Annotated in this window: 26 protein-coding genes; 24 read left to right on the plus strand and 2 right to left on the minus strand. The window is 29.2% G+C overall.

The window, feature by feature from the left end:
• A partial coding sequence (locus tag KQI16_RS13105) for an IS1/IS1595 family N-terminal zinc-binding domain-containing protein (RefSeq protein WP_286172843.1) occupies positions 1–194 on the minus strand: 194 nt, incomplete at its 3' end.
• Positions 195–317: 123 nt separating this feature from the next.
• Here KQI16_RS13105 and rpsP point away from each other — a divergent pair.
• The 7 genes from rpsP to KQI16_RS10385 all read left to right on the plus strand — a co-directional run bounded on the left by rpsP (position 318) and on the right by KQI16_RS10385 (position 4457).
• Positions 318–563, plus strand: a complete 246-nt coding sequence (gene rpsP / locus KQI16_RS10355; protein WP_216434184.1) for a 30S ribosomal protein S16 — start codon at positions 318–320, stop codon at positions 561–563.
• Positions 564–606: 43 nt separating this feature from the next.
• Positions 607–846 carry a KH domain-containing protein gene (locus tag KQI16_RS10360; protein ID WP_216434187.1) on the plus strand — a complete coding sequence of 80 codons (240 nt, stop codon included), beginning with the start codon at positions 607–609 and terminating at the stop codon, positions 844–846.
• 145 nt (positions 847–991) lie between these two features.
• Complete coding sequence (rimM, locus tag KQI16_RS10365; protein ID WP_216434189.1) at positions 992–1489, plus strand: ribosome maturation factor RimM; 498 nt, start codon at positions 992–994, stop codon at positions 1487–1489.
• On the plus strand, positions 1479–2192 hold the full coding sequence (trmD, locus tag KQI16_RS10370) for a tRNA (guanosine(37)-N1)-methyltransferase TrmD (protein ID WP_216434191.1): 714 nt from the start codon (positions 1479–1481) through the stop codon (positions 2190–2192). The genes rimM and trmD overlap by 11 nt, the downstream gene beginning before the upstream one ends.
• A 112-nt stretch (positions 2193–2304) precedes the next feature.
• Positions 2305–2649 (plus strand): 50S ribosomal protein L19, encoded by a 345-nt coding sequence (gene rplS / locus KQI16_RS10375; protein WP_216434192.1) that lies wholly within the window; start codon positions 2305–2307, stop codon positions 2647–2649.
• Positions 2650–2766: 117 nt separating this feature from the next.
• Positions 2767–3612: a ribosome biogenesis GTPase YlqF gene (ylqF, locus tag KQI16_RS10380; RefSeq protein ID WP_216434194.1), complete on the plus strand. Its 846-nt coding sequence runs from the start codon at positions 2767–2769 to the stop codon at positions 3610–3612.
• 23 nt (positions 3613–3635) lie between these two features.
• Positions 3636–4457, plus strand: a complete 822-nt coding sequence (locus KQI16_RS10385; protein ID WP_216434197.1) for a ribonuclease HII — start codon at positions 3636–3638, stop codon at positions 4455–4457.
• Here KQI16_RS10385 and KQI16_RS10390 read toward each other — a convergent pair.
• Entirely contained in the window at positions 4444–4815 is a 372-nt protein-coding gene (locus tag KQI16_RS10390; protein ID WP_216434198.1) for a YraN family protein, read from the minus strand. The two genes, KQI16_RS10385 and KQI16_RS10390, sit on opposite strands and share 14 nt — an antisense overlap.
• Positions 4816–4940: 125 nt before the next feature.
• Here KQI16_RS10390 and KQI16_RS10395 point away from each other — a divergent pair, with 125 nt between their 5' ends.
• From KQI16_RS10395 to KQI16_RS10475, 17 genes are all read left to right on the plus strand, one after another.
• Entirely contained in the window at positions 4941–6470 is a 1530-nt protein-coding gene (locus KQI16_RS10395) for a YifB family Mg chelatase-like AAA ATPase (RefSeq protein ID WP_216434199.1), read from the plus strand.
• 15 nt (positions 6471–6485) lie between these two features.
• Positions 6486–7520, plus strand: a complete 1035-nt coding sequence (gene dprA / locus KQI16_RS10400) for a DNA-processing protein DprA (RefSeq protein WP_216434201.1) — start codon at positions 6486–6488, stop codon at positions 7518–7520.
• Between the two features lie 45 nt (positions 7521–7565).
• Complete coding sequence (gene topA / locus KQI16_RS10405) at positions 7566–9662, plus strand: type I DNA topoisomerase (protein ID WP_216434203.1); 2097 nt, start codon at positions 7566–7568, stop codon at positions 9660–9662.
• A gap of 125 nt (positions 9663–9787) precedes the next feature.
• Positions 9788–10558: a GTP-sensing pleiotropic transcriptional regulator CodY gene (gene codY, locus KQI16_RS10410; protein ID WP_216434204.1), complete on the plus strand. Its 771-nt coding sequence runs from the start codon at positions 9788–9790 to the stop codon at positions 10556–10558.
• Between the two features lie 217 nt (positions 10559–10775).
• Entirely contained in the window at positions 10776–11477 is a 702-nt protein-coding gene (rpsB, locus tag KQI16_RS10415; protein WP_216434207.1) for a 30S ribosomal protein S2, read from the plus strand.
• A gap of 82 nt (positions 11478–11559) precedes the next feature.
• Positions 11560–12471: a translation elongation factor Ts gene (tsf, locus tag KQI16_RS10420; protein ID WP_216434209.1), complete on the plus strand. Its 912-nt coding sequence runs from the start codon at positions 11560–11562 to the stop codon at positions 12469–12471.
• A gap of 69 nt (positions 12472–12540) precedes the next feature.
• The gene (gene pyrH / locus KQI16_RS10425; RefSeq protein ID WP_216434211.1) at positions 12541–13257 is read left to right on the plus strand and encodes a UMP kinase; all 717 of its coding nucleotides are present in this window, start codon (positions 12541–12543) and stop codon (positions 13255–13257) included.
• 10 nt (positions 13258–13267) lie between these two features.
• Positions 13268–13825 (plus strand): ribosome recycling factor, encoded by a 558-nt coding sequence (gene frr, locus KQI16_RS10430; protein ID WP_216434213.1) that lies wholly within the window; start codon positions 13268–13270, stop codon positions 13823–13825.
• Positions 13826–13881: 56 nt separating this feature from the next.
• Positions 13882–14628 carry an isoprenyl transferase gene (locus KQI16_RS10435; RefSeq protein ID WP_442861808.1) on the plus strand — a complete coding sequence of 249 codons (747 nt, stop codon included), beginning with the start codon at positions 13882–13884 and terminating at the stop codon, positions 14626–14628.
• A gap of 18 nt (positions 14629–14646) precedes the next feature.
• Positions 14647–15441: a phosphatidate cytidylyltransferase gene (locus KQI16_RS10440; protein WP_216434216.1), complete on the plus strand. Its 795-nt coding sequence runs from the start codon at positions 14647–14649 to the stop codon at positions 15439–15441.
• A gap of 271 nt (positions 15442–15712) precedes the next feature.
• On the plus strand, positions 15713–16873 hold the full coding sequence (dxr, locus tag KQI16_RS10445; protein ID WP_216434218.1) for a 1-deoxy-D-xylulose-5-phosphate reductoisomerase: 1161 nt from the start codon (positions 15713–15715) through the stop codon (positions 16871–16873).
• A gap of 11 nt (positions 16874–16884) precedes the next feature.
• A complete protein-coding gene (gene rseP / locus KQI16_RS10450) occupies positions 16885–17904 on the plus strand; it encodes an RIP metalloprotease RseP (RefSeq protein ID WP_216434220.1) in 1020 nt (339 codons plus the stop codon).
• A gap of 12 nt (positions 17905–17916) precedes the next feature.
• Positions 17917–18966, plus strand: a complete 1050-nt coding sequence (gene ispG / locus KQI16_RS10455) for a flavodoxin-dependent (E)-4-hydroxy-3-methylbut-2-enyl-diphosphate synthase (RefSeq protein ID WP_216434222.1) — start codon at positions 17917–17919, stop codon at positions 18964–18966.
• Between the two features lie 254 nt (positions 18967–19220).
• Positions 19221–19685, plus strand: coding sequence for a ribosome maturation factor RimP (rimP, locus tag KQI16_RS10460; protein WP_216434224.1), 465 nt, complete (start codon positions 19221–19223; stop codon positions 19683–19685).
• Between the two features lie 16 nt (positions 19686–19701).
• Positions 19702–20790: a transcription termination factor NusA gene (nusA, locus tag KQI16_RS10465; RefSeq protein WP_216434226.1), complete on the plus strand. Its 1089-nt coding sequence runs from the start codon at positions 19702–19704 to the stop codon at positions 20788–20790.
• Positions 20791–20803: 13 nt separating this feature from the next.
• The gene (rnpM, locus tag KQI16_RS10470) at positions 20804–21070 is read left to right on the plus strand and encodes an RNase P modulator RnpM (RefSeq protein WP_216434228.1); all 267 of its coding nucleotides are present in this window, start codon (positions 20804–20806) and stop codon (positions 21068–21070) included.
• Entirely contained in the window at positions 21063–21368 is a 306-nt protein-coding gene (locus KQI16_RS10475; protein ID WP_216434230.1) for a ribosomal L7Ae/L30e/S12e/Gadd45 family protein, read from the plus strand. The genes rnpM and KQI16_RS10475 overlap by 8 nt, the downstream gene beginning before the upstream one ends.
• Positions 21369–21375 lie beyond the last annotated feature (7 nt).

A 21375-nucleotide genomic window follows, 5' to 3' on the forward strand; every position in this document is an offset into this window, starting at 1 on the left:
CCATTACCACAAACAGGACAACGAGGATATCCTCTCAATATACGATTTTTCTTACCCCTACAATCTTCAAAAGTAAACTGACGTCTACAGTCTTTACATTGATATTTTTGATTACCTGCCTTATCTTTACCAAAGCGATAAAGGTTATGACTATGGCATCTTGGACATGTAATTTTATTCACTAATTTGCACATAATTTCATCTCTCCTTCGGAGGTATTTTTGGTGTTGCTATATTTAAGATACTCTAAGGAGGGATGAAATTCAAATATCATATAACTTAACAGAACTAGTTTAATTAAAAGGAGGTGAATTATAATGGCAGTAAAAATCAGATTAAGAAGAATGGGTGCTCACAAGGCTCCTTTCTATAGAATAGTTGTTGCTGATTCAAGATCACCAAGAGATGGTAGATTTATTGAAGAAATAGGATATTACAATCCATTAACTGAACCAGCTACTATTAAAATTGATGAAGAAAAAGCTACTAAATGGGTTGCTAATGGAGCTCAACCAACAGACGTAGTTAAGAGACTTTTTGAAAAAGCAGGGTTAAATAAGTAATTTTTAGGAGGTGAACTCTGTAATTTCTTAATTACAGTTGTTTATGAAGGAATTAATTGAAATTATCGCTAAAGCTCTTGTGGAAAATCCAGATGAAGTTCATGTAAATGAAGTTAGAGGAGAGCAATCAATTATTCTGGAACTAAAGGTTGCTCCTGCAGATATGGGAAAAGTTATTGGAAAACAGGGAAGAATAGCTAAGGCTATTAGAACTGTTATTAAAGCAGCAGCAATAAAAGAAGATAAAAAAGTAGTAGTAGAAATTATTGATTCAAAGAGTTAGGATTTTCCTAACTCTTTTTATAAATGTAAAATATTAATTTGCTTACCTAGTACTTATAGAAATTTCAATAAATATTGAAATTTGTACAAATACTAGATAAGATCTTATAAAATAAATATTATTTCATGATAAAAAGAGGTGTGATATGAGAGATATTTTAAGAGTTGGAAAAATTCTAAATACTCATGGCTTAAAGGGTGAATTAAAAGTATTGCCTTTAACTGATAATCCAAGAAGGTATGATGATTTGGAATTTGTTTTATTAGATGGAAAAGAAGTTAAGCTAGAAGGCTGTAAATATCAAAAAGATAGAGTGATTTTAAAATTAGAAGGTATTAATACTATTGAAGAAGCTGAAAGATTAAAAAATAAATATCTAGAAATACCAAGAGAATACGCTGTTGAATTAGAAGAAGATACATATTTTATTGCTGATTTAATTGGCTGTACAGTTTATGATACAGAAGGAAGAAATTTAGGTAAAATTTATGATGTAATACAAACAAAAAATAATGATGTTTATTGGATAAGAGAGCCAAAAGAATTATTAATTCCTGTATTATTGGATATAGTTTTAGATATAAATATAGAGGAAGAAAAAATTATAATTAAACCTGTAGGAGAATGGCAAGATGAAGATTAATATACTAACATTGTTTCCAGAAATGTTTGATATATTTAGTCATAGCATAATTGGTAGAGCAAGGGAAAAGAAGATAGTTGAAATAGAGCCTATAAATATAAGAGATTTTTCTTTAAATAAACATAAAAAAGTTGATGACTATCCATATGGTGGAGGGGCTGGGATGGTTATGACTCCTCAGCCTTTGGCAGATTCAATAAAATATTGTAAAAAAAATAATAAAGGAAAGGTAATATTTTTAGGGCCTAGGGGGAAAACTTTTAATCAAGAATTAGCAAAGGAACTGGCGAAGGAAGAGGAATTAATTTTTGTCTGTGGACATTATGAGGGGATAGATGAAAGAGTTTATAAATATATTGATTTAGAAATTTCTTTAGGAGATTTCATTTTGACAGGTGGTGAAATGGCAGCTATCCCTATAATTGATTCTATTTTAAGATTAAAAGAGGGAGTTTTAGGCAAAAGTGAAAGCTTTGAAGAGGAATCTTTTAGTGATGGGCTTTTAGAATATCCTCAGTATACTAGGCCAGAAATATTTGAAGGAGAGGCTGTACCAGAAGTTCTTTTGTCAGGGCATCATGAAAATATAAGAAAATGGAGAAGATTAAAATCTCTAGAAGTCACTAAGGAAAAAAGACCAGATTTATATAATAAAGTAAAATTAAGTAAGGAAGATTTAAAATTGCTAAAAAATAAAAAATAATGTTGAAATAGAATATAAATTATGTTACAATAACCTTTGTGTTAGTACGAGCGGTCCTCTGTCAAGTAAAATTGTTAAGAACGCTTAATATTAATCAAGGAGGGACTACACAATGAATGAATTAATAAGACAAATAGAAGCAGAACAATTAAGAAATGATCTTCCACAATTTAATGTTGGAGACACTCTAAAAGTTTATGTTAAAATCAAGGAAGGTACTAGAGAAAGAGTACAAATGTTCGAAGGAACAGTAATTAAGAAGCAAAACGGCGGTTTAAGAGAAACTTTCACAGTAAGAAGAGTTTCTTATGGAATCGGTGTAGAAAGAACTTTCCCTTTAAATGCACCAACTATTGAAAAAATCGAAGTTGTAAGAAAGGGTAAAGTAAGAAGAGCTAAGTTATTCTACTTAAGAGACAGAGTAGGTAAGGCTGCAAAAGTTAAAGAATTAATGTAATGGATATATAATAATATCTATTGGCAGTTAAGGGACTTTTTAAAGTCCCTTTTTCTATATATAAAAAGGTTAATATTAGATAATAATAACTCTAATGAAGTATAAGGAGGAGATATTATGCCGAGAATAAATTGGTTTCCAGGTCATATGAAAAAAACTCAAAGGGAAATAAAAGAGAATTTAAAAGTAGTAGATGCTGTTATTGAAATTAGAGATGCTAGAATTCCAAATAGTTCAGCAAATCCTGATATAGATAAAATTTGCGGGAAAAAGCCAAGAATAATCTTATTAAATAAAAGTGACTTATCAGAAGCAAAAGTAACAAAAATGTGGATTAATAAGTTATCATCTGAAAATATAAAAGCAATAGAAGTAAATTGTTTAACAGGAAAGGGATTAAATCAAATACGACCTACTTTAGATTTAATATTTAAAGAAAAACACGATAGATTAAAGGAAAAAGGCTTAGTGAAAATTCAAATGAGAGTAATGGTCGTAGGAATTCCCAATGTTGGTAAATCTACATTCATAAATAAAATGGCAAAAAATAATATAGCTAAAACAGGAGACAGACCCGGTGTTACAAAAAATAAGCAATGGATAAAAACAAAAATGGATATAGAAATGTTAGATACACCGGGAGTATTATGGCCAAAGTTTGAAGATGAAGAAACTGCATTAAATCTAGCTTTTACAGGAGCAATAAAGGATGAAATTATGGATAGGGAAAATCTTGCTTATAATTTAGTTAAGAGGCTTCAAGAACATTATCCAGAGAATTTAAAAGAAAGATATAAAATAGAAGAAATAAATGAAGATCCGTTAGAAACTTTAAATAATATTGCAAGAAAGAGAGGCTGTTTAATAAAAGGAGGAGAAATCGACTATGACAGAATTTCAACTGTAATTCTAGATGAATTTAGAGCAGGAAAAATAGGAAATATTTCCTTAGAAAGACCTTAAGTCATAGAAAACGAGGTAACAAAATGAGTTTATTAAATTTTAAAATAGAAGAAGAAAATTATAAGAAAGTGAAAGAATTTGTAGATAAAATAGACATAAGCAAAGAAAGAAAAAATCAAGAATTAGAAAAAATTATAGAATTACTACTAAATGATAAAAGAAAAAATATTAATTTATTAGGAAATAAATTAATAAAAGAAAAAGAAAAAATAGAAAAAGAAATATATAGAGTTAAGCAGATGTATGATTTTGATAAAACTCTAGGAAATTTTAAATATATTGCCGGAGTAGATGAAGTAGGTAGAGGGCCCCTTGCTGGACCTATAGTTGCATCTGCTGTAATTCTTGATTTGAATGTTTTAGAGGAAGATTTAATTCTTGAGCTTAAAGATTCTAAAAAGCTTTCAGCGAAAAAAAGAGAAGAACTTTCAAATATAATAAAAGAAAAGGCCTTAGCTTATTATATTGCAGAAAGTTCAAATGAAGAAATTGATGAAAAGGGAATTGCTTATTGTAATAATAAAGTTTTTTTAGAAGCATCTATGTCCATTAAAATAAAACCTGATTTAGTATTATCAGATGGTTACAAAGTTAAAGGTATTGATATCCCTAATAAGGAAGTAATAAAAGGAGATGCAAAATCAGCATCAATTGCAGCAGCATCGATTATAGCTAAAGTATATAGAGATAATTTAATGAAAGAATATGCTAAAAAATATCCTTACTATGATTTTGAAGAGAATGCTGGTTATGGCACACAAAAACATGTTGCTGCAATTAAAGAAAAAGGAATTTGTAAAATACATAGAAAGTCTTTTTTAAAAAACATACTTAATAATTTCTAAAGGCATCCTCAATATGAATTATATTACTTAAATCATTTTTTGTGTTAAAATATATTTCAATAACATCAAATCTACAATTATAATTAAATAACTTCTTTTTATATATGTAATATTTACATATGTTAATAATTTTCTTTTGTTTTGAGTAGGTTACAGCTTCTGAGGGTTTTCCAAAGGAGCTGTTATACCTGCTTTTTATTTCTACAAAAATAATCATATCTTTAAATTTACAAATCACATCTATTTCTCCATATTTATTTCTAAAATTTCTATCTAATATATAGTAACCTTTTTCTTTTAATAAAGTTATTCCTATATCTTCTCCGTAATCACCAATATTTTTATTGTAGTTTTTCATTTAAATCACCCATTAATAATATTGCCAAATAAAATAAAAGTTTAACATTTCTTAAAAAGATGATTAATAATTAAAGTTTATTGTCAATAATTTCAAAGAGATAAGAGAAATAAGGGGTGATGTATATGTCTATAGAAATAGTTAGTGCCAGTTATAGCGGCCTTGATGGAATATTAGTAAATGTAGAAGTAGATATTGCGAAGGGAATACCAAGTTTTAATATTGTTGGTTTACCTGATGCTCCAATAAAGGAGGCAAAAGAGAGAGTAAGAGCTGCAATTACAAATAGCGGCTATGAATTTCCTTTAGGCAGAATTACTATAAATCTTGCTCCTGCAGATGTAAGAAAGATTGGTTCATTATTTGACTTACCTATAGCTATAGGAATTTTAATGGCATCAAAACAAATCACTCATAAAAATCTTAAAGATTTTATTATATTTGGAGAGCTTTCATTAGGAGGAGATTTAAAAGAAATAAAAGGAGTTCTTCCAATTATATTTGAAGGGAAAAAGAAAGAAAAGAATAATTTTATTTTTCCTTATAATAACTTAAATGAATTGAGGTATTTCAATATAGGTAATTTTTATCCTTTTAAAAATTTAAAAGAAGTAGTTTCTTTTATAGAGAACCAAGATCTATTACCATTTGAATTTGATAATAATGAAGAGATTAAAAAAAGTGATGATAAATATTTAGATTTTTCAGAAATAATTGGACAACAAACTTCTAAAAGGGCAATGGAGATAGCAGCAGCAGGAAGACATAATATTTTACTTTTTGGATCTCCGGGAGCAGGAAAAACCATGCTTGCAAAAGCATTGCCATCTATAATGCCTAATCTTACATATAAAGAAGAAATGGAAATAGCTAAAATATATAGTGCTTCAGGTATGTATTTAGAGGGCTATGGAATAAATAGACCTTTTCGTAATCCACATCATACAATAACAAAGGCAGCTTTAGCAGGTGGTGGGAAGGAATTAAAGGCTGGAGAAATAACTTTAGCTCATAATGGAGTCTTATTTTTAGATGAAATATTAGAGTTTAAGAGAGAAGTTTTAGAAGTATTAAGAGAACCATTAGAAGAAAAAGTTATAAGAATTAATAGATTAAATGGTTCTTATAATTTACCATCTAATTTTTTATTAGTAGGAGCTTTTAATCCGTGTCCCTGCGGGCTTTATTCAGGGAATTTTGGGGATAACAGCTGTACTTGTTCAGAAATAGAAATAAAAAGATACCAAAAAAGGCTGTCACGAGCTCTTTTAGATAGAATAGATATATTAAATTATGTTCCAAGAATAAAACTTGAAGATATCAATGATAAAAAAGATAGATTAGATTCAAAGACTATGAAGAAGCGTGTAATGAAGGCTGTAGAGATGCAAAGGGAAAGGTATAAAAATAGCAGTTATAATTATAACTCAGAAGTTAGGGGGAAAGATATGTATAAGTTTTTTAATATTACAAATGAAGCAGTAGATCTTGTCAAATTGTATTATGATAAATTTAATTTAACCATGAGATCCTATGATAAAATAATAAAAATAGCAAGAACTTTAGCTGACTTAGATGAAAGTGAAAAAGTTTATGAATATCATGTCTTTGAAGCTTTAGGCTATAGAAAAAATATTTTTGGAGAAATTATTTAGTTATAGGTGATAGAAATGAATAAAGATGAATTGTGGTTTATTTTATTAAATTTATCTAATAAAGAAAAGATATATTTAATAAATAAATATAAAAGCATTAATTATATTAGGAATAATATAAATAAAATCAGTGAATTATATAAATTAAATATAAAAGCAAATGAAATTGAAATAGAAGAACTTATAAAATATATGAAGGAAAAAGGAATTGGATACATTACAATTTTTTCAGAAGAGTATCCAGAGTCATTACTAAGTGCATATGATCCACCTTATGCTCTATTTTATATAGGAAATTTAGACTTATTAAAAACTAAGATGATAGCGGTAGTAGGCGCAAGAAACTGCAGTCAATATGGAATAGAGGTTTCAAAATTAATAGCTAAAGAATTAAGTGAAAATAATGTTACTTTAGTTAGTGGAATGGCTTTAGGTATAGATTCAGTTGCCCAAAGTTCAGCTATAGATAATTTTGGAAAAACTATTGCAGTATTAGGTTGTGGAGTGGATTATATTTATCCAAAGAGTAATAAAATTTTATATGAAAAGATAAAAAAAGAGGGCTTAATAATATCGGAATATCTTCCAAAGACTACACCAAGACCTTATTATTTCCCAATGAGAAATAGAATAATAAGTGGAATTTCGGAAGGGGTAATAGTTGTTGAAGCTTCAGAGAAAAGTGGATCCCTAATTACAGCGGATTATGCCCTTTATCAAGGAAAAACGGTAGTGGCAGTTCCAGGATCAATATTTCAGAAAAGTTTTTCTGGCTGTAATAAATTAATTAGAGATGGGGCTTATATATTTTCAAGCTTAGATGATTTTAGAAGTCTTTTTAATCTTAGGAAAAAAGAAAGGGAAAAGAGTGAAATTAGCCTTTTAAAAAAGTCTTTATTTAATATTATCAGTGATGAACCCAAACATTTAGATGAAATATTAGAAAGTGTAAATGTTGACAGGAAGGTATTATTTGGGTTATTATTTGAAATGCAAAAGAAAAACGAAATTATTTGCCTTCCAGGCAATTATTTTGTAAAATCATTATAAAAACTTAAGGGGGTGAAAACTCCAAATAAAAATGGAGTTTTATATATGGGACAAAATCTTGTAATAGTAGAATCACCTGCAAAAGCAAAGACTATAAGTAAATATCTTGGAAAAAACTATATAGTCGAAGCATCAATGGGACATGTAAGAGATTTGCCAAAAAGTAAATTAGGTGTAGATGTTGAGGATAATTTTAACCCCAAGTATATTACAATTAGAGGAAAAGGTGAATTACTTAATAAATTAAAAAAGGCTGCTAAAAAAGCCGATAAAATATATTTAGCTACAGACCCTGACCGTGAAGGTGAAGCAATATCATGGCATTTAGCAAATATATTAAAAATAGATGAAAATGAAAAATGTAGAATAGTCTTTAATGAAATAACTAAAAAAGCTGTTAAGGGATCAATAAAGGAAGCAAGGAAAATAGATATAAATTTAGTTGATGCTCAGCAGGCAAGAAGAATATTAGATAGACTAGTTGGGTATGAAATAAGTCCAATATTATGGAAGAATGTTAAATGGGGTTTAAGTGCTGGTAGAGTTCAGTCTGCAGCATTAAAATTAATTTGTGATAGGGAAGAAGAAATTAAAAACTTTGTGCCTAAAGAATATTGGACTGTAGATTGTACTGCTGTTAAAGATAGAAAGAAGTTTCCTATTAAGCTTGTTCAATATAAAAATAAGAAGTTAAAAATAAATACAGAAGAAGAAAGCAATAAAATAATTGAAGAACTAAAAAAGGGAGAATTTATTGTAACAAAGGTAAAAGATGGAACAAGAATTAAAAATCCATTGCCTCCTTTTACAACTAGTACTTTACAACAAGAAGCTTCTAAAAAGCTTAATTTTATTACAAAAAGAACCATGTCAATTGCTCAAGTATTATATGAGGGAGTAGAAGTTAAGGGCTATGGTACTGTAGGTCTTATAACTTATATGAGAACAGATTCTGTAAGGATTTCTGATGAGGCTCAAGAAAAAGCATTAGAGTTTATTGTTTCAAATTTTGGTAAAGAATATGCTCCTAAAAATAAGAGGGTATATAAAAGCAAGAAAAATACTCAAGATGCTCATGAGGCTATAAGACCTACAATAATAGAAATTACGCCAGAAATAGCAAAAGAATCTTTGACTGCTGAACAATATAAATTATACTCCTTGATATGGAATAGATTTATGGCAAGTCAAATGGAAGCTTGTGAATTAAAAACTAAGAGTATCGAAATAAATAACGGAGATTATAAGTTTAAAGCAAACGGTTCAATAATAAAATTTGATGGATTTATGAAGGTGTATGAATATTCTTCAGAAGAAGAGAAAGAAGATGTATCATTACCAGAGCTAGATGAAGGCAATAAGCTTACAAAGGTAGATATAGAAGGAAAACAGCATTTCACTCAGCCACCAGCAAGATATACTGAAGCTTCCTTCGTTAAACTTCTTGAAGAAAAGGGAATAGGAAGACCAAGTACCTATGTTCCAACAATAGCAACATTGTTAAGCAGGGATTATGTTAGAAGGGAAAAGAAAAATTTAGTAGCTACAGAGCTTGGTATTATAGTTAATAATATTTTAAGTGAATATTTTAAGGAAATTGTAGATGTTGATTTTACAGCAGATATGGAAAGAAATTTAGATTATATTGAAGAGGGAAAAGAAGATTGGAGAAAAATTGTTGGTGATTTTTATAAGCCATTAAAAGAAGCCATTGATAGAGCAGAAAAGGAAATCTCTAAGGTTGTAATTGAAGATGAAGTGAGTGACATTCCTTGTGATAAATGTGGTAGAATGATGGTTATTAAAAAAGGTAGATATGGAAAATTTTTAGCTTGTCCAGGTTATCCAGAATGTGAAAATGCAAAACCATTAGTAGAAGAATTAGACGTGCCTTGTCCAAAGTGCGGAGGAAAGGTAATTATTAAAAGAAGTAGGAAAGGCAAGAAATTTTTTGGATGCAGTAATTACCCAGAATGTGATTTTGTAAGCTGGAACGAACCTTTAAAAGAAAAATGTGAAAAATGTAATTCTTACATGGTATTGAAATATGGTAAGTCAAAAGGAAATTATGCAGAATGTGCTAATGAAGAATGTAAAAATGTAGTTATTTTAAACAAAGAAGATAAACCTAGCGATGTCTAATAAGATAAAAAAATGTTGAAAACAGGGGATAGTTATGATATTCTTTAATAAAGGTTTATATTTTTTGAAAATTCAATTTATTTTAAAAATTCAAAAAATAGCTTTTGAATATAGGAGGAAGTGGAATGTCATCACTATTAGATAAAACTAGGAAGCTTAATAAAATATTGCAAAAATCTGGCACTGAACCTGTGGCTTTTGAAGATATTTGTTCTATCTTAAGTGAAGTTCTTGCATGTAATGTATATGTAACAAGTAGAAAAGGAAAAATATTAGGATATACATTTGTTAAAGATTTTGAATGTGATATTATGAAAAATTATGTAGTAAGGGAAAAAAGATTTCCTAAAAGCTATAATGATAGCTTGCTAAATATTAATGAAACAATTGCAAATTTAAAAAATAAAGGCGAATGTGTCTTTAAAGGTGAGGGTGCTTGTATTATAGACAATAAAATAACTACTATTGTTCCAATAATAGGAAATAGAGAAAGGCTTGGAACTTTAATACTTGCTAGATTTGATAGAGACTTTACTGATGAGGATCTTGTTTTAGCAGAATATAGTGCTACTGTAGTTGGCATGGAAATATTAAGATCAAAACAGGATGAAATAGAAGAAGAGGCAAGAAAAAAAGCAGTCGTAGAATTAGCAATTGGCACTCTTTCTTATTCTGAACGTGAAGCTATTTTACATATCTTTGAGGAATTAGATGGCAATGAAGGCTTATTAGTAGCTTCAAAAATAGCAGATAAAGTAGGTATTACTAGAAGTGTTATTGTAAATGCATTAAGGAAATTTGAAAGTGCTGGAGTTATAGAATCTAGATCTCTTGGAATGAAAGGAACTCATATTAAAATATTAAATGATAAACTTTTAGATGAATTAAAAAAATAAAATAACATAAATTAAAGATGTCAACTTATATTGGCATCTTTTTGCATGAAAAATAAAATTGAAGTATTTTGGTAAAAAAAATGTTGCCACTATAATTAGCTTATGTTATACTAACAAAGGTAATAAAATACACACAATATCAGATTTATAAAGACGGTGCCTTATTTAAGGAAGCTTTATAAGAAGATATTGGAGGAAATAACCAGGAGGTAAGAAAATGTCAGTAATATCAATGAAACAATTATTAGAAGCAGGTGTACATTTTGGACACCAAACAAGAAGATGGAACCCTAAAATGGCTCCATATATATTCACAGAAAGAAATGGAATATATATAATTGACCTACAAAAAACTGTAAAGAAAATTGATGAAGCTTATAACTTTATTAAAGAAGTTGCAGCTGAAGGAAAGGATATCTTATTTGTAGGTACTAAAAAGCAAGCTCAAGAAGCTATTGAAGAAGAAGCTAAAAGATCTAACATGCATTATGTTAATAATAGATGGTTAGGCGGAATGCTAACAAACTTCTCTACTATAAAGACTAGAATCAATAGACTTGAAGCTTTAAAGAAGATGGAAGAAGACGGAACATTCGAAGTTCTTCCTAAGAAAGAAGTAGCTCAATTAAAGAATGAAATGGAAAAATTAGAAAAAAACTTAGGAGGAATAAAGAACTTAGATGCTAACAATATAGGAGCTATGTTCGTTGTTGATCCAAGAAAAGAAAAGATTGCAATTTCAGAAGCTAAGATTTTAGGTATTCCAGTTGTTGGTATAGTAGATACTAACTGTGATCCTGAAGAAGTTGATTATGTAATTCCAGGAAATGATGATGCTATAAGAGCTGTTAAATTAATAACTGCTAAAATAGCTGATGGAATTATCGAAGGAAGACAAGGAGAACAATTAGTAGAGTAATTATTAAAAGGTAGGTGAGAATTCTCATTTACCTTTTAACCTAAATAATAAGGTTTACAATAAGTTAGGAGGAATATACATTATGATAACTGCTCAATCAGTTAAAGAGCTAAGAGAAAAAACTGGTGCAGGAATGATGGACTGCAAAAAGGCTTTAACAGAAGCTAACGGAGATATGGAAAAGGCTATCGAAATATTAAGAGAAAAGGGATTAGCAGCTGCTGCTAAAAAGGCTGGAAGAATTGCAGCTGAAGGTCTTGTTAAAACTTATGTTTCTGAAGACGGAAAAACAGCTGGAATAATTGAATTAAACTGTGAAACAGATTTCGTTGCAGCAAACGAAGAATTCGTTGCTATTGCTGATAGAATAGCTGAAATAGCTTCAAAGACTTCTGCAACAACAGTAGAAGAACTTGCTAACGAAAAGTATGATGATAACAGCACTATTCAAGAAACTTTAACAGCTTTAATTGCTAAATTAGGCGAAAACATGACATTAAGAAGATTTGAAAAATTCTCTGTTGAAAAGGGATTAGTAGAAAGCTATATCCATGGAGGCGGAAGAATAGGAGTTGTTGTTGAATTAGCTTCTGATTCTGATAATACTGCAGTATTAAAGGAAGTAGCAAAAGATCTTTGTATGCAAGTTGCTGCTGCAAATCCACTATTCTTAAGTGAAAATGATGTAGACCAAACTACTTTAGAAAAAGAAAAAGAAATATACAGAGTTCAAGCTTTAAATGAAGGAAAGCCAGAAAATATTGTAGAAAAAATGGTTAATGGAAGAATTCAAAAGTACTTCAAAGAAGTATGCCTTTTAAATCAAGCTTGGGTTAAAGATGGAGATAAGAGCATAAGCAAATACCTTCAAGAAAAATCAAAGGAAATTGGTTCTCCTATAACAGTTAACAGATTTGTAAGATTCGAAAGAGGAGAAGGTATCGAAAAGGCTGAAGATAACTTCGCGGAAGAAGTAGCTAAGATGACTAAGTAATACAAAGGAGGACACATTGTGTTCTCCTTTTTTTAGGAGATACCAAATAAATTTGTGGAGGTACTAAAAATGGGAAAAAGTGAATATAAAAGAGTGATACTAAAAATTTCAGGGGAAGCTTTAGCAGGAGAAAATGGATTTGGTTTCGATTTTGATGTTATAAGAAGAATAGCCCTTGAAATAAAAGAATTAGTAAATATGAATTTAGAAGTCGGAGTAGTAGTCGGTGGAGGAAATATTTGGAGAGGTAGAAGCGGAGAAGGCATGGATAGAGCTCAAGCTGATTATATGGGAATGCTAGCAACTTGTATAAATGCTTTAGCCCTTCAAGATTCTTTAGAGCAAAACGATGTAAAAACCAGGGTTCAAACAGCTATAGAGATGAGGGAAATTGCAGAACCATTTATTAGGAGAAGAGCTGTTAGACATTTTGAAAAAGGAAGAGTTGTTATTTTTGCAGCTGGTACTGGTAATCCATATTTTTCAACTGATACTACTGCAGCTTTGAGAGCAGCTGAAATCGAGGCAGATGTAATCTTATTAGCAAAAAAGGTAGATGGGGTTTATGATAAGGATCCAAATTTATATTCAGATGCTAAAAAGTATGATAGATTAACTTATATAGAAGTTTTAGAACAAGGATTACAAGTAATGGATTCTACTGCTACTTCATTATGTATGGATAATGATATTCCAATCCTAGTATTTGGATTAGATACTCCAGGAAATATTATAAAAGCTGTTTCTGGTGAAAAAATTGGTACATTAGTTTCAAGTACAAAATAGGGAGGTTTATATGATTAAAGAGATAATTCAAAAAGTGGAAGAGAAGATGAATAAAACAATTTCTGTATTAAAGAAGGATTTATCAACAATGAAAGCTGGTAGAGCAAATCCTACTATGCTTGATAGAATCCAAGTTAATTACTATGGAAGTCTTTGTCCAATTAATCAAGTTGCAAATGTATCTGCACCTGAACCAAGAGTTTTAGTAATTGCCCCATGGGAAAAATCAATGATTAAAGAAATAGAAAAAGCAATTTTAATATCAGATTTAGGAATAAACCCTTCAAATGATGGTAGTGTAATAAGATTAGTTGTACCTGAATTAACTGAAGAAACAAGAAAAAATTTAGTAAAGGTTGTTAAAAAAACTGGAGAAGAATCAAAAATTGCTTTAAGAGCTATTAGAAAAGAAGCGAATGATAAAATAAAAGCTCTTAAAAAGAATGGTGAAATTTCAGAAGATGAATTAAAAGCAGCTGAAGAAAAAGTACAAAAAATTACTGATACATTTGTAAAAGAAATAGATTCAATAGTTTCATCTAAGGAAAAAGAGATAATGTCAATATAAACCTGCTCTTTAGCGGGTTTTTTCCTTATATAATATTGGAGGTTGAAGGAAAAATGATAGGATCCTTTATAAAGAAAAATAAAAAAGAAATAGTTATAGATAAAGAAAACATTCCTGAACATATTGCTATAATAATGGATGGTAATGGTAGATGGGCAAAAAAAAGAAACCTTCCAAGAACTATGGGGCATAAAGCTGGAGTTGAAGCTATAAGAAAAATTCTTAAAGAGGCAGATAGACTTGGAGTTAAGTATTTAACTCTTTATGCTTTTTCAACGGAGAATTGGAAAAGACCAAAAGAGGAAGTATCAGCTTTGATGAAATTATTAGTAGAGTATTTAAAAAATGAAATTCGGGAATTGAATGAAAATGGAGTAGTTATTAGAATATCCGGAGATATTACAAAACTTCCTAAAGATGCACAAGAAGAGATAAAGAAGTCAGTTAGTTTGACTAAAAATAATAAAGGCTTAGTTTTGAATTTAGCCTTTAATTATGGTGGAAGAGATGAAATACTAAGGGCAGTAAGAAGCATAGCGGAAGAATATAAAAATAATGAATTAGAATTAGAGGAAATAACAGAAGAGAGATTCTCAAATTATCTATATACAAAAAATATGCCTGATCCAGATCTTATTATTAGGCCATCAGGGGAACAAAGAATCAGTAATTTTTTACTATGGCAATGTGCTTACTCAGAATTTTGGTATTCAGATATATGTTGGCCAGATTTCAATGAGGAACATTTACATAAGGCAATTTATGATTTCCAACATAGAAATAGAAGATATGGTGGAATATAATAGTTTAGAGGTGTGATAATGAAAAAAAATAGCAGATATTTTGGAGCTTTAGTTATGGCCCCTTTTATAATTTTTCTTTTCTTAGGAGGGGTTTGGTTAAAATATATTACTTTTATTATTTCAATTTTAGGATTATATGAAATTTATAATGCTTTAAAGGAAAAAGAATTTAATCCTATAGCTATAGCTGGATATATTTTATTGTTTATTTATTATATTATGAATAATAATATCGAAAAATTTGTATATGTATTATTATTTGTATCAATTATATTACTTATTATTCCTGTAATAAATTTAAAATATAATTTTGTTGATTCAGCTCTTACTATATTATGTTTTATTTATGTTGGAATTCTATTTAGCTTTATTCCTTTAATTACTTATAAGGAAAATGGTAATTATTTAATTTGGCTAATATTTATAGGTTCTTGGATTTCAGATACTCTTGCTTATTATTGCGGCAAATATTTTGGAAGAAAAAAATTATGTTCAGAAATTAGTCCGAATAAAACAATTGCAGGATCTATTGGAGGATTTTTAGGAAGTACTATTGCTTGTGGAATTTTTGGTATAATTATGCTTAATAAAATTGCAAATATAAATCTAATACATTTTTTCTTGATAGGTGCCTTATGTGGAATTATGGGACAATTTGGTGATTTAGCAGCCTCATCTATTAAGAGATATGTAGGCATAAAAGATTATGGTAACTTAATACCAGGTCATGGTGGGATACTTGATAGATTTGATTCAATCTTGTTAAATTCTTTTGTAGTTTATTATTATTTAAGTTTTATTATAGGAGTTTAAACTTATTAATAAATACTAATAAAATAACAGATGAAATAGTATTTATAAAAATCCTGTTTCAGCTGTTATTTTTTATTTTATATTTTATTACATAATTTAAATAATTAATAATTTTTATTTGTTAATAATTTAGTAATATATTTTTATATTTATAATAATTGTTTTTATAAGAATAATAATATAAAATAATAAGGAAAAATAAATAAATTAAGGCAAGCTAATAATCTCAGGAAGAGATAGTTTATATAGGTATTTAATTTAGGAGGCAAGAATGAGTAATATTTCAATTTTAGGAGTAACAGGCTCTATAGGAACACAAACCTTAGATGTAATAAGAAAATCTAATAAAGAAATAAACTTAGTAGGAATTAGTGCAAATACATCTACAAATAAAATAAAAGAAATAATAAAAGAATTTATGCCTAAATATGTTGCTATGATGGATAGAAAAGCATCTGATGACATAAAATCTTATTGTATAGAAAATAATTTTAATATAGAAGTATATTCTGGAATTGAAGGTTTAGAAAAAATTGCTGTATTAGATGAGGTAGATATGGTTGTAACCTCTGTTGTAGGAATGATTGGTCTAAGGCCAACAATAAAGGCAATAGAGGCAAAAAAGGATATAGCTCTGGCTAATAAGGAAACACTAGTTGTTGCTGGGGAACTTATTATGAAAATGGCTAGAGAAAATAATATTAATATATATCCAGTTGATTCAGAGCATAGTGCAATATTTCAAGCTTTAAGTGGCTATAAAACTGAGGATATAAGTAAAATTATTTTAACAGCTTCAGGAGGACCTTTTAGGGGAAAGGATTCTGAATATTTAAAAAATGTTACAGTAGAAGAGGCTTTAAATCACCCTAAATGGAATATGGGTAAAAAAATTTCCATTGATTCAGCAACTTTAATGAATAAAGGTTTAGAAGTGATCGAAGCTCATTTTCTATTTGATTGTCCTTATGAAAAAATTGATGTGGTTATTCATCCTCAGAGCATAATACATTCAATGGTTGAATATAATGATGCAAGTATTATTGCTCAGCTGGGATCAACTGATATGAGACTTCCAATTCAATATGCATTAAATAGAAAGGAAAGAAAAAATTCTATTGCTAAAAAGCTGAATTTTTATGAAATTAATGAACTAACCTTTGAAAAGCCAGATATAGAAACCTTCAAGTGCTTAACACTTGCTTATCAAGCAGGAAAAGAAGGAGGTCTTGCGCCTTGTATTTTAAATGGTGCTAATGAAGAAGCTGTTGCATTACTATTAGAAGAAAAAATAAAATTTATGGAAATTCCAACTATAATAGAGAAGACCTTAAATTACTTTAAGGAAGAAAAAACAAAGGAAATTACTTTGGAGAATATATTAAATATTGATAATAGGGTAAGAAAATATGTAAGGGAAAATTGGAATTAGGAGGAAGTATTTTGTATATAATTTATGCGTTAATAGGATTTGGGTTGCTTATTATTGTTCATGAACTTGGACATTTTATTATGGCTAAGGTTAACGGAATTAAAGTTGAAGAATTCTCTATAGGAATGGGACCAAAAATACTTTCTACTCAGGGAAAAGAAACAAAATATTCCTTAGGTTTGTTTCCTATTGGAGGATATGTTAAAATGCTAGGTGAGGAGGAAGAAGTACAGGATGAAAGAAGTTTTTCATCTAAGCCTCCTTTAAGGAGAATAAGTGTAATAGTAGCAGGAGCTGCTATGAACTTTTTATTTGCTGTACTAATGTACACATTAATTCTAAATAAATTTGGTTATAGCTTGCCAGTAGTAGATAGCCTTGTAGAAAATTCTCCTGCTATGGAAGCAGGACTACAAGAAGGAGACAAATTTCTAAAGGCTAATGGAAATAAAATTTATACATCAGATGATATTCAAATTGCTATAGGAATGGCAAAGGATAATCCGGTAGATTTTGTAATAGAAAGAAATGGGGAAAAGTATGAATATACAATAACTCCAGAATTAGTTAAAGATGTTGATGGTGAAAGATATATGATAGGTTTTGCATTTAAATATGTTCATGAACCTAACATCTTGGAAAGTTTTAAACATAGTTTTAATAAAACTATTTCTGCAGTAAATCAAACTTTTACTGGACTAAAAATGATGATTACGGGAAATATCAATTTAAAAACAGACGTTGGTGGTCCCTTATCTATTATTAGAATGTCCAGTGCAGCAGCTCAAAATGGAATTTGGAATTTAATCTATTTTTTAGCTTATATAAGCATAAATTTAGCAGTTATGAATATGCTGCCATTCCCTGCTTTAGATGGCGGTTGGACAGTTATATTATTAATTGAATTAATAACAAGAAGAAAGGTTCCAGAAAAAGTAGTTGCAGCAATAAATTATTTTGGAATTATGTTTTTATTTGGAGTTATGATTTTAGTTACTATAAAGGATATACTGTTCCCTATAAGTTTATAGGAGAGATAAGATATGGAAAGAAGAAAAACAAGGAAAATAAAAGTAGGAAATATTTATGTTGGTGGAGATGCAAAAATTACAATTCAATCAATGACTAATACTGATACTAGAGATGTAGAAGCAACTCTTGCTCAAATAAGAGAACTAAGTATTGCAGGTTGCGATATAATTAGATGTGCTGTTCCAGATATGAAAGCAGCAGAAGCATTAGAGGAAATTTGCAAACAGTCACCAATTCCAGTAGTTGCAGATATACATTTTGATTATAAATTAGCCCTTAAGGCAATAGAGAATGGAGTTTCAGCCCTTAGAATAAATCCTGGCAATATAGGAAGTGTAGAAAAGACAAGGGCTGTAGTTGAAGCTGCTAAGGCTAAAAATATTCCCATAAGAATTGGTGTTAATGCAGGTTCCTTAGAGAAAAGCATATTGGCAAGAGATGGTAAGCCAACAGCAAAAGGTTTGGTTGAATCAGCTTTAAAACATGTTAAAATTTTAGAAGAATTAGACTTTCAGGATATTGTTATTTCTATAAAATCTTCAGATGTTGTTATGATGATAGATGCTTATAGATTGATAGCAGATAAATGCGATTACCCACTGCATCTAGGAGTAACGGAATCTGGAACTCCTTTTAGAGGAACAATTAAGTCAAGTATAGGTCTTGGAACTTTATTGGCAGAAGGAATAGGAGATACAATAAGAGTTTCTTTAACAAGTGATCCAATAGAAGAAGTAAAGGTTGCAAAGGAAATATTAAAAGCCTTAAAATTAAAAGAAACAGGGCTAGAATTTGTTTCTTGCCCAACTTGCGGAAGAACTCAAATAAATTTAATTGAGATAGCTAAGGAAGTTGAAAAGAGATTAGAAAATATAAATAAAAATATTAAGGTTGCAGTAATGGGTTGTGCAGTTAATGGGCCTGGAGAAGCAAGAGAAGCTGACATAGGAATAGCTGGCGGTAATGGTGAAGGATTAATATTTAAAAAAGGTAAAATTATAAAAAAAGTCAAGGAAGAAGATTTAATTGAAGAATTAATGAAAGAAATTGAAAATTTATAAGGGAAATTTTCTATAAAAATCTTCAATTTAATTCCTTCTCTATCTTTATTTTAAATTTCACTTGTATTAATTTTTAAATTATGTTAGGATAAAAATATGAAGTAATTTACTAATAGCTAGAATTTGGGAGTGGGATATTAAATACCCGCTCTTTCTATTTAATTGCAACTAAAATAGTTGCTTTTTTTATAGAATATTGGGAAAACTTCTATTATAGCTTTTAATCTTCAAAATTATTATAAAGGAGGCTTAATATGAGGGTTGATTCTTTAATTAAAGAAATTGATCAATATGCAAGACCTATAGCAGAGGAATTAAATTTAGAAATTTATTACATCGAATATGTAAAAGAAGACGGAGAGTATTATTTAAGAATATATATCGATAAAGAAGGTGGTGGCATAACTTTATCAGATTGTGAAGCTATGTCTAGGAGAATAAGTGATATATTGGATGAAAAGGATCCAATTCCAGAAGCTTATTATTTAGAAGTATCTTCTCCAGGCTTAAATAGAAGACTATATACTGATAATCATTATATAAAACAAATAGGAAAAGAAATTCAAGTTAAGCTATCAAAGGGGCTTGAGGGAAGAAAAAATTTCAAAGGAATACTTAAAGAAGTAAAAGAAACTTCAGTTGTTTTAGAAGAAGCTGGAGAAACAATAGAAATTCCAAAAGAAAAAATAAAATCAGCTAATTTAGAAGGGGAAATATAATAAGGAGGATACTAAAATGAATGAAGCGTTTATAGCTGCTCTTAAAGAAATAGTAAAAGAAAAGGGGATTAGTGAAGAGCTTTTATTTACAACAATTGAAGATGCATTAGTTGCAGCATATAAGAAAAATTATGCTGGACCAACAACTTCTGCACAAAATGTAAAAGTAAGTATAAATAGAGATAATGGAGAAATTCGTGTATATTCACAAAAAGTAGTTGTTGAGGATGTATATGATCCGGTAACAGAAATAAGTATAGAAGAGGCAAAGGCTATTAGTCCTAGATATGATTTAGACGATATAGTAGATTTAGAAGTTACTCCTAAAAACTTTGGTAGAGTTGCTGCTCAGTTAGCTAAAGGTGTAGTAACTCAAAGAATAAGAGAAGCCGAAAGAAATGCTATTTATAATGAATTAAAGGAACTAGAATATGATATAATTACTGGTACAGTATTAAGAAAAGATAAAAATAATGTATTTATTAATCTTGGAAGAATTGAGACTACTATTGGACCTAATGAACAAATACCTGGAGAAGAATATAAGTTTAATGAAAAAATAAAACTATATGTAGTAGAAGTAAAAAATGGTTCAAAAGGTGCTCAAATTACAGTTTCAAGATCACATCCAGGACTTGTAAAAAGATTATTTGAATTAGAAGTTCCAGAAATATATAATGGCGTTGTGGAAATAAAAAGTATTTCAAGAGAAGCTGGTTCAAGAAGTAAAATTGCTGTTCATTCAAATGATGAAAATGTTGATCCAATGGGAGCTTGCGTTGGTCCAAAGGGTGCAAGAGTACAAAAGATTGTTGATGAACTTAAGGGAGAAAAAATTGACATTATAAAATGGAGTAAAAACCCAGAAGAATTTATAGCAGCAGCTTTAAGTCCAGCAAAGGTATTAGAAGTTACTGCTGACGAAGAAACAAAGTCAGCCAAAGTAATTGTTGATGATAATCAATTATCTTTAGCAATTGGTAAAGAAGGGCAAAATGTAAGACTTGCAGCAAAATTAACAAATTGGAAAATAGATATTAAAAGTAAATCACAAGCTGAGGCTTTAGAAGAAAATCCAGATATTGATGAAGCAGTTGAAGAATAAGGAGGGTTTTTCTATGAAAGTAAAGAAAATTCCTTTAAGAAAATGTACTGGATGTATGGAAATGAAACCTAAGAAAGAACTTATAAGGGTTGTAAAAAGTCCAGAATTAGAAGTTTCGGTTGATTTAACTGGAAAGAAATCTGGTAGAGGAGCCTATATATGTAGAAACATAGAGTGTCTAGAAAAAGCCTTCAATACCAAAAGACTTAGTAGAAGCTTAGATATTGCAATTGATGAAAGTGTTTATAATAGGTTAAAGGAAGAAATAATAAATGAATAAATTCTTTAATTTTTTAGGATTAGCAAAAAGATCAGGTAATTTGATTGAAGGCTATAGTAAATGTGATGAACAAAGAAATAGAAAAAATATTTCTTTATTTATAATTTCAAAGGACGCTTCAGAAAGTACTAAAAAGAAATTTATCAATCATTGTAAAATAAAAAATATAGATTTTATCGAAGATTTTACAAAAGAAGAGTTGGGTACTTCTATAGGTAGAGAAGAAGTAAAAATTTTAGCTGTCACAGATGAAAATATGGCTAAAAAACTCTATACCCTTTATGAAGAGGAAAAATAAAATTTAA

This window comes from Caproiciproducens sp. MSJ-32, assembly GCF_018918055.1.
Classification (GTDB): domain Bacteria; phylum Bacillota; class Clostridia; order Clostridiales; family Clostridiaceae; genus Clostridium.

What these genes read in the sequence shown, in the direction of transcription:
- rpsP (WP_216434184.1), top strand. Translation starts at nt 318, where the DNA reads ATGGCAGTAAAAATCAGATTAAGAAGAATGGGTGCTCACAAGGCTCCT.
- KQI16_RS10360 (WP_216434187.1), top strand. Translation starts at nt 607, where the DNA reads ATGAAGGAATTAATTGAAATTATCGCTAAAGCTCTTGTGGAAAATCCA.
- rimM (WP_216434189.1), top strand. Translation starts at nt 992, where the DNA reads ATGAGAGATATTTTAAGAGTTGGAAAAATTCTAAATACTCATGGCTTA.
- trmD (WP_216434191.1), top strand. Translation starts at nt 1,479, where the DNA reads ATGAAGATTAATATACTAACATTGTTTCCAGAAATGTTTGATATATTT.
- rplS (WP_216434192.1), top strand. Translation starts at nt 2,305, where the DNA reads ATGAATGAATTAATAAGACAAATAGAAGCAGAACAATTAAGAAATGAT.
- ylqF (WP_216434194.1), top strand. Translation starts at nt 2,767, where the DNA reads ATGCCGAGAATAAATTGGTTTCCAGGTCATATGAAAAAAACTCAAAGG.
- KQI16_RS10385 (WP_216434197.1), top strand. Translation starts at nt 3,636, where the DNA reads ATGAGTTTATTAAATTTTAAAATAGAAGAAGAAAATTATAAGAAAGTG.
- KQI16_RS10390 (WP_216434198.1), bottom strand. Translation starts at nt 4,815, where the DNA reads ATGAAAAACTACAATAAAAATATTGGTGATTACGGAGAAGATATAGGA.
- KQI16_RS10395 (WP_216434199.1), top strand. Translation starts at nt 4,941, where the DNA reads ATGTCTATAGAAATAGTTAGTGCCAGTTATAGCGGCCTTGATGGAATA.
- dprA (WP_216434201.1), top strand. Translation starts at nt 6,486, where the DNA reads ATGAATAAAGATGAATTGTGGTTTATTTTATTAAATTTATCTAATAAA.
- topA (WP_216434203.1), top strand. Translation starts at nt 7,566, where the DNA reads ATGGGACAAAATCTTGTAATAGTAGAATCACCTGCAAAAGCAAAGACT.
- codY (WP_216434204.1), top strand. Translation starts at nt 9,788, where the DNA reads ATGTCATCACTATTAGATAAAACTAGGAAGCTTAATAAAATATTGCAA.
- rpsB (WP_216434207.1), top strand. Translation starts at nt 10,776, where the DNA reads ATGTCAGTAATATCAATGAAACAATTATTAGAAGCAGGTGTACATTTT.
- tsf (WP_216434209.1), top strand. Translation starts at nt 11,560, where the DNA reads ATGATAACTGCTCAATCAGTTAAAGAGCTAAGAGAAAAAACTGGTGCA.
- pyrH (WP_216434211.1), top strand. Translation starts at nt 12,541, where the DNA reads ATGGGAAAAAGTGAATATAAAAGAGTGATACTAAAAATTTCAGGGGAA.
- frr (WP_216434213.1), top strand. Translation starts at nt 13,268, where the DNA reads ATGATTAAAGAGATAATTCAAAAAGTGGAAGAGAAGATGAATAAAACA.
- KQI16_RS10440 (WP_216434216.1), top strand. Translation starts at nt 14,647, where the DNA reads ATGAAAAAAAATAGCAGATATTTTGGAGCTTTAGTTATGGCCCCTTTT.
- dxr (WP_216434218.1), top strand. Translation starts at nt 15,713, where the DNA reads ATGAGTAATATTTCAATTTTAGGAGTAACAGGCTCTATAGGAACACAA.
- ispG (WP_216434222.1), top strand. Translation starts at nt 17,917, where the DNA reads ATGGAAAGAAGAAAAACAAGGAAAATAAAAGTAGGAAATATTTATGTT.
- rimP (WP_216434224.1), top strand. Translation starts at nt 19,221, where the DNA reads ATGAGGGTTGATTCTTTAATTAAAGAAATTGATCAATATGCAAGACCT.
- nusA (WP_216434226.1), top strand. Translation starts at nt 19,702, where the DNA reads ATGAATGAAGCGTTTATAGCTGCTCTTAAAGAAATAGTAAAAGAAAAG.
- rnpM (WP_216434228.1), top strand. Translation starts at nt 20,804, where the DNA reads ATGAAAGTAAAGAAAATTCCTTTAAGAAAATGTACTGGATGTATGGAA.
- KQI16_RS10475 (WP_216434230.1), top strand. Translation starts at nt 21,063, where the DNA reads ATGAATAAATTCTTTAATTTTTTAGGATTAGCAAAAAGATCAGGTAAT.